We start from the raw sequence: 12,497 nt of genomic DNA, 5'->3' as shown, positions 1-12,497 counted from the left end.
TACGCCTCATTAGTAATTTAAGGAGAACCGCTAATCCGCGGTTCTCCTTTTTAATTTTGACTATTGATCAGATGCAGACAGAAGTCGAGATCTTTTTCCAAATGTTGTTTCATTAATTCTTCCGCTCGTTCGGGTTGTCTGTCTCTTATCGCGTTAAAAATATCTTCATGCTCCTCAATAAGAAAAGGACGGTTATAAAATACCACTGTCTTACGGAATAAATAGATAATACTCTGCATGCGGTTGATGGTATCGATTAATCTATCGTTACCGCTGGTTTGGACAATTATTTGATGGAATTTTTCATTGGCATCCATGATCTCATCATAAGAGCCTGATTTACCTATTTCTACACATTCAGCCAGTGTCGATAGCTGATCTGCGGAAGAATAGATTGCAGCACAGCGGGCACTATATCCCTCCAAAAGCATACGAACCTGAAAAATATTCCGTAAATCTTTATCGGTAGGTTTTACTACTTTTTTATTGATAATTAAGCCTTCGTATTCCAATCTTTTGATCGCATCTCGGATTGGCGTTCTGCTGAAACCGAGGTCAGCGGCTAATTTTTCTTCTGTTATTTTTTCTCCGCTTTGCAGCTGACCGTTCAATATCTTATCCCGTACCATTTCATATGATTGCAGCACAGCTTTCTTCTTGTCCATTTTCATATTTCTCCACCTTAAGTTTCCCATTCGGATTGAATCTGCAGGGTTTACCATCATCATATCAAATCCTGATAAAAAGACAAACACACTATAAATCAAAGCAAAAAAATAAAGAATGTATACAATTTATAGATAAATTGTATACAAAATAATGTAATTGTGTTTAAATTAAAAATGCAAGCGTATTCAATACTTTTTCGGAGGCGAACAAATCATCATGAAATCAAACATAGGCTTTATTGGACTTGGGATTATGGGGAAACCGATGGCATTGAATTTAATAAAAGCAGGTCAAAATGTAACCGCTTTTGATATCAATAAGACGGCTGTCGAGCAGTTGGCAGCAGTAGGAGCAAAACCAGCGCTATCCATCCAGGAAGCAGTGGAAAATACTGATGTCGTGATTACGATGTTGCCTAGCGCAAAGCATGTAAAAGATGTCGTTTTGGGAGCAAATGGTGTAGCTTCATTTGCCAAAGCGGACTCAATTGTCATCGATATGAGCTCACTATCTCCGGTCGACAGCGTGGAAATCGCAGCTGCATTGAAGGAGAGAGGCATACGTATGATGGATGCGCCAGTCAGCGGAGGAGAGCCAAAAGCTATAGATGGAACTCTATCAATCATGGTAGGGGGAAAAGAAAAGGATTTTGCAGCAACTAAGCATATCTTTGACATTGTCGGAGCTGAGACCGTCCTGGTAGGAGATAATGGCAGCGGTGCAACAGCAAAACTTGCAAACCAAATAATAGTGAATTTAAATATTGCAGCCATGTCTGAGGCACTTGTACTAGCAGCAAAGGCGAATATCGATATAGAAAAAATGTATCAGGCAATCAGAGGCGGTCTCGCTGGCAGTACCGTTCTGGATGCAAAGGTACCACTGATCCTTGATCGCAACTTCAAACCAGGCGGCAGGATTGATATTAATTTGAAAGATATTGCCAATGTAATGGATACAGCACACAGTATTGGCGTTCCGCTTCCGCTTACAAGTCAGCTGCTTGAGATTTTCCATGCACTGAAAGCAGATGGAAAAGCAACGGATGACCATGGTGGCATTGTGCAATATTACGAAAAACTTGCCCACGTAGAAGTAGGGAGGAAGTAACATGATAGCAGAGCAAACCGAGCGTCACGTCGATGAGCTGAAGCAATTTGGAAAAGTGGATGAATCAAAAGCAAAGCAGCAGCTGGATGAGGCACTGCAATCCTTTAATAAGAAAATCATCGTATTGGATGATGATCCGACAGGGGTACAAACCATTCATGATATTTCCGTGTATACCGATTGGACGGAGGAAAGTATTCGTGCTGGATTTAAAGAAACCAACAGCATGTTCTTTATCCTTACGAATTCCAGGGCTTTTACTGCGAAAGAAACAGAGCAAGTGCATCAGGACATCGCATCTGTCATCTCGGCGGTTGCCAAAGAAGAAGATAAAGATTTTATCATTATTAGCCGCGGGGATTCCACCCTTAGAGGGCACTATCCGTTGGAAACAGAAGTACTGAAACAGACAGTGGAAAAAGTAAGCGGTGACAAGTTTGATGGAGAGGTCATCTTTCCTTTCTTCAAGGAAGGGGGACGCTATACGCTTGATAATATCCATTATGTTCAAAGTGGGAACAGCTTGATTCCGGCTGGTATGACCGAGTTCGCCAAAGACCGGACATTTGGCTTTACACATTCCCATCTTGGCAAGTGGGTGGAGGAAAAAACAGAAGGAAAATATCAGGCAGATAAGGTTACATATCTATCACTGGATAAAATTCGGGCACTGGACATTGATGGGCTTTTAGATCAATTAATGCAGGTGGAAGATTTCAATAAGGTTGTCATAAATGCATTCGATTATGTAGATGTGCAGATAGCTGTGACTGCCCTCATCCGCGCTATGAACGCAGGCAAGAAATTCATGTTCCGCACAGCAGCATCGCTGACCAAAGTGATCGGCGGGGTTTCTGACCGCGCGCTCTTATCAAAGAAAGATCTGATTCAAGAGAATGCGGAAAATGGCGGGCTGGTGTTGGTAGGTTCCCATGTGAAGAAAACGACCCAGCAACTCGAACAATTAAAGAAATTGGATGCCCTTCATTTTATCGAATTCAACACGCATTTAGTATTGGAGGAAGAGGCCTTCGGAGAGGAATTCAATCGGGTACTGAAAGAGGCAGAAACGCTCATCAAACAGGGAAGCACAGTTGCTGTTTATACCCGGAGGGAACGATTGGATCTTGGTCCGGGCAAAAAAGAGGAAGAATTGCAGCTGTCAGTGAAAATCTCAAAAGCTGTTACGAATATCGTAACTTCCTTAAGCGTACGTCCTAAATTCATTGTTGCAAAAGGCGGTATCACCTCCAGTGATATCGGTGTGAATGGCCTGGCGGTTAAACGTGCAACGGTGGCAGGGCAGATTAAGCCTGGCATTCCAGTATGGGTGACTGGAGACGAAAGCAGGTTCCCGGGCCTCGCTTATGTGATCTTCCCGGGTAACGTGGGCGAAGTCACTACCTTGAAAGAAGTAGTAGAGGAACTGGCGTATTGACATAAGGGCAGTACTTTCCCGTAATGGGATGTACTGCCTAACAAACGAGGAGGTACACTATGCCAATTGTATATATATGTATCGGAGTGGCGCTGCTTTTGCTGCTTATTACGGTCTTTAGATTAAACGCTTTCATATCGCTTGTGATTGTGGCACTGTTAGTCGGAATTTTGGAAGGGATGCATCCCATTGAAGCCCTTGAGTCAGTGAAAAATGGAATTGGTTCCACGCTTGGAGACCTAGCGCTTGTATTAGGTTTTGGGACCATGCTTGGAAAACTGATGGCTGATTCAGGCGGAGCCCAGCGTATAGCGGATACATTGATTGCGCGTTTCGGTCAAAATAAAGTACAGACAGCGTTAGTTGTTACAGCATTTATCGTTGGAATTGCTATGTTTTATGAAACCGGATTCATCGTCATCATCCCGCTTGTCTTCACAGTGGCAATTGGCGCTAATCTACCGGTTTTATATATTGGAATGCCTGTTGCAGCGGCATTGATCACCGTGCACGGATTCGTTCCCCCTCATCCCGGACCGACTGCGATTGCTGTTATCTTTGATGCAAATATCGGCATCATGCTGTTGATTGGTCTGATCATAGCCATCCCTTCTATCTTTATAGGTGGTGTGCTTTATACACGTATGTTTAAAATGGAAAATCTGCAAAGCGATATTCCTAAGAAACTATTTAACTCAAAACGGCTGGCAGATGATGAAATGCCAGGTTTCGGAATCAGTATCTTCACAGCGCTAATCCCGGTTATTTTAATGTTCATTTATGCATTCATGGAAATCTTCTATCCTGATTCCAGTTTACTGAAGTATGTCGGATTCATCGGAGATCCCTCTATTGCATTGTTGATTGCTGTCATCCTGGGCGTATTCACCTTTGGTCTGAATAATGGGCGCTCGATTGAAGATGTCATGAATACGATAGCGGAATCGATTGCCTCTATTGCGATGATTCTTTTGATTATCGGGGGTGGCGGTGCATTTAAGCAGATTTTGATTGATAGTGAAGTAGATCAGTATATTGCAGGTTTCATGGAAGGTTCAGGATTCTCACCAATCATTTTAACATGGTTGATTGCGGCTGTTCTTCGAGTTTCGCTGGGATCGGCAACTGTTGCCGGACTCACAGCGGCCGGAATTGCGGCTCCATTGGCCGGTGCCGGTGCAAGTCCGGAATTAATGGCATTGGCTGCAGGTGCGGGAAGCATCACTTTCTCCCATGTCAACGATGCTGGTTTTTGGATCTACAAAGAATACTTTAATTTGTCTATCGGCAAGACGATTAAAACCTGGTCCGTAAGCGTTACAATCATTTCTGTTGTCGGTCTGCTATGTATTTTATTATTAGATTTGTTTATGTAATCGCCTAAGAAAGGAAGATAAATATGTTAATGGATACAAAAGTAATGCTGCAGGATGCACAGAAAAACGGTTATGCTGTCGCGGCCTTTAATGTCTATAGTTTGGAAACAGTTCAGGCTGCTATTGCGGCAGCCGAGGCCGCTGGCAGTCCAGTGATTATCGCGCTGGGAGAGCGGTATGTACCAGAGGTCGATATAGATGGATTTGCCGAGATGGTAAAAGGTCTCGCGCGCAAAAGCTCCGTTCCGGTAAGTTTGCATCTGGATCATGCTTATGAAAATGAAACGATCATCCGGGCAATACGCGCTGGGTTTAATTCTGTTATGTATGACGGTTCGAAACATGACCTGGAAAATAATATAAAATATACAAAAGAGATAGTAGAGATAGCCCATTTAGCAGGAGTATCGGTGGAAGCAGAAATCGGCTCGATGGCAAGAGGAGCGTTTTCTGATGAGGAAGAGGGAACGGGATCACTAACTGATCCGAAGTTAGCGGAGGAGTTTGTCAAAACCACAGGTGTGGATTTCTTGGCTGCAGCTATTGGTACGGTCCACGGGATGTATCAAGGAGAGCCGAACATTGACCTGGATTTACTTGAAGATATAAAAAAACGTGTTGATCTTCCGTTAGTTCTGCATGGTGGATCTGGTACTCCACATGAAACGATACTAAAGACGATCAACTCAGGGATTTGCAAGATAAACGTAAATACAGAAGTATCTATCGCTGCTGTTAAACGCTTGAAAAGTCTGTTAGCAAATGAAGATACCATGCATTTATCAGTTGTGATGGAAGCTATTCAATCTGAAATCCAACCTGTCATGGAGAGATTTATCAAGCTATTTGCGAATAATAAATAAGCGTCCATATGAAAAGAAATGCCTCTGCTAAAAATTACAGCAGAGGCATTCTTTTTCTTATTGTATTGCAGATTGATGGAAAACAGTATTTGATACTTTGATCCCTTATTTCGAGAGAAATCTTAAACCAAAAAATGGATGATTTCGTTTAAAATAAGGAAAGGGGGATTGGTGATGGATTATAAAAAAACTATCGTCTTTGTGAGCGGTGTACTGTTTGCTAGTGTTGTACTGCTTCTGATTTTTCAAAGGAATGAAAATCCATCAGAGCCTACGTCGCCAGATTTGAAAGTGCATGCGGGGGAAGAAGTGATTACTGCCAAGCGTGGCGGTTACTGCTGGAATGAAAATGGCAAAGCTGTTTGCGTGGATGCTGCCGACCCTGCAGAAGATCTGGATGAAGATCAAGGGCTGCGTGCTGTATCCGGAGGGAATGTCGAGTTGGAATTTGATAGTCCGCCAGAAGTTATTGAAATCGAAGGGAAGAGTGAGGGAGGAAGGTGGGAGGAACTACAGATGAATGATTTGCAGCTGAAACTTCCCGAGCCGAAAGATAACTATATTTACCGTATTTCTGGGCAATGGGAGCAGGGCGATGTCACCTATGCTTTTCTAGTAAAAGCAGAGTAGGTTGAACTTACAAATCTTGTGAGGGGGATAAAGTCTATGAAAATAAGAAAATTGAATGCAGGAGATGCGGAAGCATATTGGGAACTAAGATTACAAGCATTGCAAAACCATCCAGATGCATTCGGTACATCTTATGAGGATGCGATAAAACAGGAAGATCCAATTGGGAGGGTGAAAGATAATTTTGAGAGCCCGGATGCAGAAACCCATGGAATATTTGTGGACGGTAAGCTTGTTGGCAATGCAACGCTAAGATATGAAACACCTGCGAAACTGCGGCATCGTGCTGATTTGGTGGGAGTGTATTTGGCCCCGGAAACAAGGGGGAAAGGCTTTGGGAAGATGCTTATCACAAAAATGATACAGATAGCCCGTGAACGAGCAGGCATCGAGAAGATAAACCTTGTTGTAGCAGCAACGAATCCAGTGGCAAAACACGTGTATGAGCAGGCTGGGTTTCAGCAATTTGGAGTCGAGGAGCAGGCATTAAAACTAGGAGAAACATACATAGCAGAAATTCACATGGCTTTGATTTTGGAGGGGAACAAATGAATTTCATCTTTGATTTGGATGGCACCATCTGCTTTAAAGGTAAACCGGTTACGAAGCACATAATGGATATGCTGAAAGAGCTCGAACAGAATGGACATCAAGTGATTTTTGCATCTGCCAGGCCGATTCGGGATTTACTACCTGTCATTGATCAGCACTTTCATTCCATTACGCTGATAGGAGGCAATGGCTCCTTAATCTCCAAAGATGGGGAGATAATTTTCTCCCGTGCATTTTCACCTGTTCAATTGAATGCGATGAAGAAAATGATAGAAACATACGAAGCCACTTACTTGATCGATGGAGAGTGGAACTATGCTTATACAGGAGATCCAGCTCATCCGATAAAGTCGAGAGTTGATCCGGATGGTTTGGCTGAAGAAGTACAACTGGAGGATCTGGAGCAGATAGTGAAAATTCTTATTCTAGATTCTGCTGATCAACAGCAAGTAGCTTCCGAGGCAGAAAAGTTAGGACTCCGTGTCCATCGTCATCATGGTGAAGGTATCGTGGATATCAGCCCGCCTGGCATTGATAAATGGAGTGCAATCCAAGAAGTCGGAATTATGGAAAAAGAGTATATCGCCTTCGGTAATGATGCGAATGATGTTGAGATGTTCCGCCATGCCAAATATGCTGTGATGATTGGTGACCATGAAGAGTTAGCTCGCTATGCAGATGCAGTTATACCGCTGGATGAGGCTTGTGAACAGGCTATTGTGGATAGGCTGTCGGAATTCTGCGCTGAAAAATTGGAACTGTCATGAAATAGGTAGGGCTGGAGGTTTCCATCAGATTCTAGAAGATTAGCATTAGCTGGAAGACCAATATGTATTTCTAAGCAGGGGTGAAAATATGAGTGAAATCAGTCCAAAGGAGAAACTGCTGTCAGAGGGTCAGGAGAAATTCGAATCGCTGCTGCAGCTGATAAATTCTGTTCCTCCCAGGAAGCGGAGCTTGTCTGTTGATACTTCGGAAAGAGATAAAAACTTTCGTGACGTGATGATGCATCTGTATGAATGGCATGCAATGCTGGAACGTTGGTACAGAGAAGGGATGAGTGGAGATTTACCTTCAATCCCTGCTCCTGGATTCAAGTGGAATAATTTGAAAAAGTTGAATGAACGAATATGGGAAAGTTATCAGGATTTCACTCTCAATCAATCTATAAAGAAAGTGACATTAAGCCATGAGAGGGTCAGAATGCTCATAGAATCTCATACGGATGAAGAGATAATCACCAAGAAGTATTATAATTGGACCATAACAACTAATCTGTATGCTTACTTTGCCGCCAACACTACTAAGCATTATGATTGGGCGATTAAACAATGTGACAATATAGCTAAATTTGTTACGGAGCAAAAGGAAGTTTAATCTTTCAAATCCACTTATAAAGAAATGAATATCTACATTCGTAGAACAATCTGTAATAGAAAGAAAGGGAGATTGATGGGTTATGAAAGAAACTAAAGGGAAATATGTTCCGATTACTTTTTTTGCAGCTTCAATCGGAGCTGTACTAGGTTTACTTTCTTATGTGAAAGACTGGCTTTAATCAAGAAACAAAGTAAGCAAATGAACCTCTGTGTGGGCAGAGGTTCATTCTTTGATCAACAAATAGATAAAATATGGGGCACCTATCGCTGAAACAACCAATCCAATCGGAATCTCTGAAGGAGCCAGGATTGTCCGAGATAATGTATCAGCTACAAGCATGATCAGTGCACCGATAAGTGCACAAATCGGAAGCAGATACTTGTGATTCGGACCGACGATACGACGGGCCAGGTGAGGTGCAACAAGCCCAAGAAATGTGATGGCTCCTCCAGCGGCTACGCACGCTCCTGCAAGTGCGACAGCAAGGAGCAGCAGGATGGTCCGTTCTCTTTGGACCGAGGCCCCGACGCCGACGGCGAGTTGATCACCAAGTGTCAAAACGTTCAATGCTTTTGCTTTAAAAATAGCAAATGGAACGAGTACAACAATCCATGGCAAGAGTGCCAGCACATAATTCCAGCTCGTCTGCCAGATGCTGCCGTTGAGCCAGATGGTCGCCTGCGTGAAATCTTTCGGATCCATCATGAGCTGAAAGACGATGATCAGCCCGCCGAAAGCGGCGTTGATACCGATACCTACAAGAATGAGCCGTACTGGCGTGACGCCTTTTTTCCATGCTAATGCATAGATGAGACTGGCAGCCAGGAATGCACCAGCAAAGGCAAACAAGGGCATGATGAATACCTGCATGCTGCCTGTGCCTGCCAGTTTGTCCTGCAGAAAGAAAATATAAAGGACGACAGCAAAGCCAGCCCCGGCATTGATCCCGAGTATACCGGGGTCAGCCAGCCCGTTTTGGGAAACGCCCTGCAAGATGGCACCAGCAATACCCATCCCGATCCCGATTAGAAGGGCAATCACCATGCGCGGCAGACGGAAATCGAATAATATCACGTCATATGAGCCATCCCCTGTACCAAGCAAGGTCTTTACAACATCCGCTGGTCCAATCGGGATTGTCCCTGTATTCAAGCTGATGAAAAATATAATCAGAATGGCAGCAATGATTCCGGCTGCTACCAGGCTTGTCTTTTTCGCAGAGTGTATCATATGTTCTTACCCTCCCGGCGAGCTAGATAAATGAAGAATGGTACGCCGATCAAAGCCGTGAGGGCGCCAACTGGTGTCTCGAAGGGCGGATTGATCATTCGGGATGCAATGTCGGCGAAGTTCAATAAGATGCCGCCGAGTACAGCCGAACACGGAATAATCCAACGATAATCGGGTCCGACGAGGAACCGTGTGATATGCGGGATAACCAACCCGACAAAACCGATCGTGCCGCCGACTGAGACAGCGGCACCAGTTAAGATGAGCACGACAATGACACCGGCTGCTTTCACCAGACCTGTCTTCAAACCAAGCCCAGTTGCGACATCTTCACCAAGACTAAGCGTCGTAATGGATCCGCTGAAAAACAACGCCAGTACCAGACCGATTGCAGCAGCTGGGAATAATAGCTTTACCGTGTCCCACTGCACATTCGCAACACCGCCTGCGTACCAGAAGCTCAAATCCCGTGCTACATCGAAATGCAATGCTAGGGAATTGGAAAAGGCTCCAAGCAAAGCAGTGACAGCAGTACCCGCCAAAGCCAGTTTCACCGGCGTCAACCCAGTACGCGCCAACATACCGATTCCGAAAACCAAGCCAAGTCCCAGTCCAGATCCGGCAAATGCGAATAAAAGCAAATTTACATTGGAAATGCCAGGCAGAAAGACAAGCGCGATTGCAATCATGAAAGTCGCACCAGAGGTGACACCCATGATTTGCGGGGATGCCAGCGGATTGCGAGTCATACCTTGCATGATCGCGCCGGATGCTGCCAGCATGGCCCCGATAAGAATCGCTGCCACTGCACGAGGCAGGCGGAGCCGGTGAATGATTTGATGGGATGTATTGGAGGCATCGTAATGGAAAATACTATTCCAGACAGTGCCAAGTGAAATATCCGCTGCGCCGAACACAATAGATAGTCCAATGGAAAGTAGCAGGAGGGCGGTACCTGCGATAAGTATGATTATGCCAATGAGTCTGCGTGCTTGCATCGTCAACCCGCTTTCTAAGCTCTATATATGTCAATATGATGATGATGCTTGTAATTGATAATGAGAATTGTTATCATCTATTGAGAGATTATAACATAAACCAAGAGGTGAGTCCCTTGTTCAAAAGAAAGAGCATGTTTTTACTCCTGGCAGTCTTCGCCAGTGTTGTATTCATTATAACAGGTTGCGGCAATAACGATTCAAGTGATAGTACCGAAAATAACGCTTCCAATCAGGAGGGCAATGAACCCCGCACAGTGACAGATGCAATGGGTCACGAAGTGGAGATTCCTGCTAATCCTGAAAAGGTACTAGCTTCTTATTTGGAAGATAACCTTGTAGCGCTTGATATTACACCAGTAGCACAATGGTCCGTTGGTTCCCCACAAGAATACTTGCAGGACAGTTTAAAGGATGTACCAACAATTGATTCCACACTACCATTCGAGGCCGTAGCAAGTTTCAACCCTGATTTGATCATTATAAAGTCCGCTTCCATGGTGGAAGGCGATAAATACGAGCAGTACAATAAAATTGCGCCGACTTATGTAATGGGTACGGAAGAAAACGGCGACTGGCGCAAAGAACTGCAGACAATGGGTGAAATCTTCGATAAAAAAGATGAAGCACAAAAAGTTCTGGATGACTACGACGCTAAAGCGGCAGATGCCAAAGAAAAAATCCAAGGTGCGATCGGCGATGAGTCAGCTGCAGCTATCTGGCTTTCGGGCGGTCAGCTTTATATCGTAAACGATAACCTATCCAGCGGTGCAGTGCTTTACGGTGACCTAGGCATCACAGTTCCGGAAGGTGTCAAAGAAATTTCCGAGAATGCAACAGCAAACTGGAACCCGGTTTCCCTTGAGCAATTGGCAGAAATGGACGTTGATCACCTGTTCTTGGTCAACAGTGACGAAGGAGATGGCTCTGAAATCCTTGACGATCCATTACTGGCAAACGTACCGGCAATCAAGAATGGCAATGTGTATAAATATGATAAAGATACAAGCTGGCTGTACACTGGTCCAATCGCGAACGAACAAATCGTGGACGATGCAGTTGAAAGCCTAGTGAAGTAAGGTAAAACTTCTTCCCTGTGAAAATGGGGGAGAAGTTTTTTTATGTCTACAGTTTGATGTCGAATAAATAGTACATTTGCTAAACTTTGCAACTGTAAATGTCGAATTAAATATCGTAAACCTCTTCATGTTTAATAGTCACTCTATCGCGGAAAACATAACTATACCAAAAGGGAGGTATGCTTTATGGTTAGAAGGAATCCAGCATGGAAGGCAGCGATAAGCGTCGTTTGCGCAGGCACTGTTCTGGGGGCTGGGAGTTTCGTGGATGCGGGTGCAGTATCCGTAAACGCTGAAGCCGGTGAAGCAGTCCATTCTTCCGAAACGAATGAAGCAGCTCTTGAAACACTACAGACCATTTATGCGCAGGCATATGAAGGATCTACCGTTGGAGTGGCAGACAATTTTACAATAGGTGAATCAACACGGACTGATGTCGTGGATAGGCTTGGTGAGCCTTTCTTATCCGATAATTTTGACACCTACCATGCAGAGATGGGGAATCCTGGATTCAGTTTTGCATACAGTGAGGATGGCATATTGAGTGAAATTCGTTATCTTGGAACTAATGTGGAACGGCAGACGAACCTAGGCAGTATTACACCTGCAGTATTAGAAGAGCAGCTTGGCGAGGCAGATGCCATTACTTCCATTTCGCAGACTGACCAGCAAAAATATCTATATGAAACAGGCGGCTTTGAGCTGGAATTCATCGTGAATGATGAGACACTTCAAGTCGACCATGTAAATCTAGTACCAAATAGTTAAGTAAAGCAGGAGTACTCACTCCTGCTTTTTTGCTGCCTGGACCAGATATTCTGTTGGCAGGATGAGCGTTCCGATCAGTGTTGTTGCGAGAAGAAAAGTACTCGGATGTGCATTCAAGAAGATATCCAGTGCGGTACAAATTGCCGCTGCCAAGAGGAAGAGATCATATGCAGAGAATCCTTGTTCTTTGCTGCTGGTCCAGCCGATGACATAAAGAGGAACAATGAGAGAAGTCCACATATCACTTTGCGTGAATTCCAATCCCTGCATCGCTTTATAAAGAAGCCAGCTATAAATAGGGAGTGCCAGTACGAGACTGCCAATGGTAAACAAGAGATGTTTTTTCAATAGGAGTCTCCTTTCTTACAGGATTTCCTTTCAGTGTACACGAAATATGTAAGGGG

General features: G+C 44.1%; 14 protein-coding genes. 10 read left to right on the top strand and 4 right to left on the bottom strand.

All coding sequences use genetic code 11. The features are described from left to right. Positions 1–50: 50 nt before the first annotated feature. Positions 51–671, bottom strand: a complete 621-nt coding sequence (locus BLQ53_RS05320) for a GntR family transcriptional regulator (RefSeq protein WP_093726234.1) — start codon at positions 669–671, stop codon at positions 51–53. A 214-nt stretch (positions 672–885) separates the two neighbouring features. Here BLQ53_RS05320 and garR point away from each other — a divergent pair, with 214 nt between their 5' ends. From garR to BLQ53_RS05280, 8 genes are all read left to right on the top strand, one after another. Then, positions 886–1,779: a 2-hydroxy-3-oxopropionate reductase gene (gene garR / locus BLQ53_RS05315; RefSeq protein ID WP_093726233.1), complete on the top strand. Its 894-nt coding sequence runs from the start codon at positions 886–888 to the stop codon at positions 1,777–1,779. Between the two features lies 1 nt (position 1,780). Next, positions 1,781–3,217, top strand: coding sequence for a four-carbon acid sugar kinase family protein (locus BLQ53_RS05310; RefSeq protein WP_093726232.1), 1,437 nt, complete (start codon positions 1,781–1,783; stop codon positions 3,215–3,217). Positions 3,218–3,276: 59 nt separating this feature from the next. Continuing rightward, positions 3,277–4,593 carry a gluconate:H+ symporter gene (locus BLQ53_RS05305; RefSeq protein WP_093726231.1) on the top strand — a complete coding sequence of 439 codons (1,317 nt, stop codon included), beginning with the start codon at positions 3,277–3,279 and terminating at the stop codon, positions 4,591–4,593. Between the two features lie 23 nt (positions 4,594–4,616). Next, positions 4,617–5,456 (top strand): class II fructose-bisphosphate aldolase, encoded by an 840-nt coding sequence (locus tag BLQ53_RS05300; RefSeq protein ID WP_093726230.1) that lies wholly within the window; start codon positions 4,617–4,619, stop codon positions 5,454–5,456. Between the two features lie 174 nt (positions 5,457–5,630). After that, positions 5,631–6,086, top strand: coding sequence for a hypothetical protein (locus BLQ53_RS05295; protein ID WP_093726229.1), 456 nt, complete (start codon positions 5,631–5,633; stop codon positions 6,084–6,086). Positions 6,087–6,122: 36 nt separating this feature from the next. Next, positions 6,123–6,638 carry a GNAT family N-acetyltransferase gene (locus tag BLQ53_RS05290; protein WP_093726228.1) on the top strand — a complete coding sequence of 172 codons (516 nt, stop codon included), beginning with the start codon at positions 6,123–6,125 and terminating at the stop codon, positions 6,636–6,638. Continuing rightward, positions 6,635–7,405 carry an HAD-IIB family hydrolase gene (locus BLQ53_RS05285; RefSeq protein WP_093726227.1) on the top strand — a complete coding sequence of 257 codons (771 nt, stop codon included), beginning with the start codon at positions 6,635–6,637 and terminating at the stop codon, positions 7,403–7,405. Before BLQ53_RS05290 ends, BLQ53_RS05285 begins: the two co-directional genes overlap by 4 nt. An 88-nt stretch (positions 7,406–7,493) precedes the next feature. Next, the gene (locus BLQ53_RS05280) at positions 7,494–8,015 is read left to right on the top strand and encodes a ClbS/DfsB family four-helix bundle protein (protein ID WP_093726226.1); all 522 of its coding nucleotides are present in this window, start codon (positions 7,494–7,496) and stop codon (positions 8,013–8,015) included. Between the two features lie 225 nt (positions 8,016–8,240). On the opposite strand, the gene BLQ53_RS05275 is transcribed toward BLQ53_RS05280, so the two are convergent. Together BLQ53_RS05275 and BLQ53_RS05270 are read right to left on the bottom strand one after the other, a co-directional pair. Beyond that, positions 8,241–9,248 carry a FecCD family ABC transporter permease gene (locus tag BLQ53_RS05275; protein WP_093726225.1) on the bottom strand — a complete coding sequence of 336 codons (1,008 nt, stop codon included), beginning with the start codon at positions 9,246–9,248 and terminating at the stop codon, positions 8,241–8,243. Beyond that, positions 9,245–10,246, bottom strand: coding sequence for a FecCD family ABC transporter permease (locus BLQ53_RS05270; RefSeq protein ID WP_093726224.1), 1,002 nt, complete (start codon positions 10,244–10,246; stop codon positions 9,245–9,247). The genes BLQ53_RS05275 and BLQ53_RS05270 overlap by 4 nt, the downstream gene beginning before the upstream one ends. A gap of 116 nt (positions 10,247–10,362) precedes the next feature. Between BLQ53_RS05270 and BLQ53_RS05265 the strand changes: the two genes are divergently transcribed. Further along, positions 10,363–11,325, top strand: coding sequence for an ABC transporter substrate-binding protein (locus BLQ53_RS05265; RefSeq protein WP_244499260.1), 963 nt, complete (start codon positions 10,363–10,365; stop codon positions 11,323–11,325). Positions 11,326–11,511: 186 nt separating this feature from the next. After that, entirely contained in the window at positions 11,512–12,093 is a 582-nt protein-coding gene (locus BLQ53_RS05260; protein WP_093726223.1) for a YjgB family protein, read from the top strand. A gap of 15 nt (positions 12,094–12,108) precedes the next feature. Here BLQ53_RS05260 and BLQ53_RS05255 read toward each other — a convergent pair whose 3' ends face one another. Continuing rightward, on the bottom strand, positions 12,109–12,441 hold the full coding sequence (locus tag BLQ53_RS05255) for a hypothetical protein (RefSeq protein WP_093726222.1): 333 nt from the start codon (positions 12,439–12,441) through the stop codon (positions 12,109–12,111). Positions 12,442–12,497: the final 56 nt, after the last annotated feature.

The sequence above is a fragment of the Terribacillus halophilus genome, assembly GCF_900101385.1.
GTDB lineage: Bacteria > Bacillota > Bacilli > Bacillales > Amphibacillaceae > Terribacillus > Terribacillus halophilus.
This window is presented reverse-complemented; position numbering and strand designations above follow the sequence as displayed.

Excerpts from the sequence above, each read along its gene's own strand:
- BLQ53_RS05285 (WP_093726227.1), top strand. The coding sequence starts at position 6,635 with ATGAATTTCATCTTTGATTTGGATGGCACCATCTGCTTTAAAGGTAAA.
- BLQ53_RS05260 (WP_093726223.1), top strand. The coding sequence starts at position 11,512 with ATGGTTAGAAGGAATCCAGCATGGAAGGCAGCGATAAGCGTCGTTTGC.
- BLQ53_RS05275 (WP_093726225.1), bottom strand. The coding sequence starts at position 9,248 with ATGATACACTCTGCGAAAAAGACAAGCCTGGTAGCAGCCGGAATCATT.
- BLQ53_RS05295 (WP_093726229.1), top strand. The coding sequence starts at position 5,631 with ATGGATTATAAAAAAACTATCGTCTTTGTGAGCGGTGTACTGTTTGCT.
- BLQ53_RS05320 (WP_093726234.1), bottom strand. The coding sequence starts at position 671 with ATGAAAATGGACAAGAAGAAAGCTGTGCTGCAATCATATGAAATGGTA.
- BLQ53_RS05280 (WP_093726226.1), top strand. The coding sequence starts at position 7,494 with ATGAGTGAAATCAGTCCAAAGGAGAAACTGCTGTCAGAGGGTCAGGAG.
- BLQ53_RS05310 (WP_093726232.1), top strand. The coding sequence starts at position 1,781 with ATGATAGCAGAGCAAACCGAGCGTCACGTCGATGAGCTGAAGCAATTT.
- BLQ53_RS05305 (WP_093726231.1), top strand. The coding sequence starts at position 3,277 with ATGCCAATTGTATATATATGTATCGGAGTGGCGCTGCTTTTGCTGCTT.
- garR (WP_093726233.1), top strand. The coding sequence starts at position 886 with ATGAAATCAAACATAGGCTTTATTGGACTTGGGATTATGGGGAAACCG.
- BLQ53_RS05300 (WP_093726230.1), top strand. The coding sequence starts at position 4,617 with ATGTTAATGGATACAAAAGTAATGCTGCAGGATGCACAGAAAAACGGT.
- BLQ53_RS05270 (WP_093726224.1), bottom strand. The coding sequence starts at position 10,246 with ATGCAAGCACGCAGACTCATTGGCATAATCATACTTATCGCAGGTACC.
- BLQ53_RS05290 (WP_093726228.1), top strand. The coding sequence starts at position 6,123 with ATGAAAATAAGAAAATTGAATGCAGGAGATGCGGAAGCATATTGGGAA.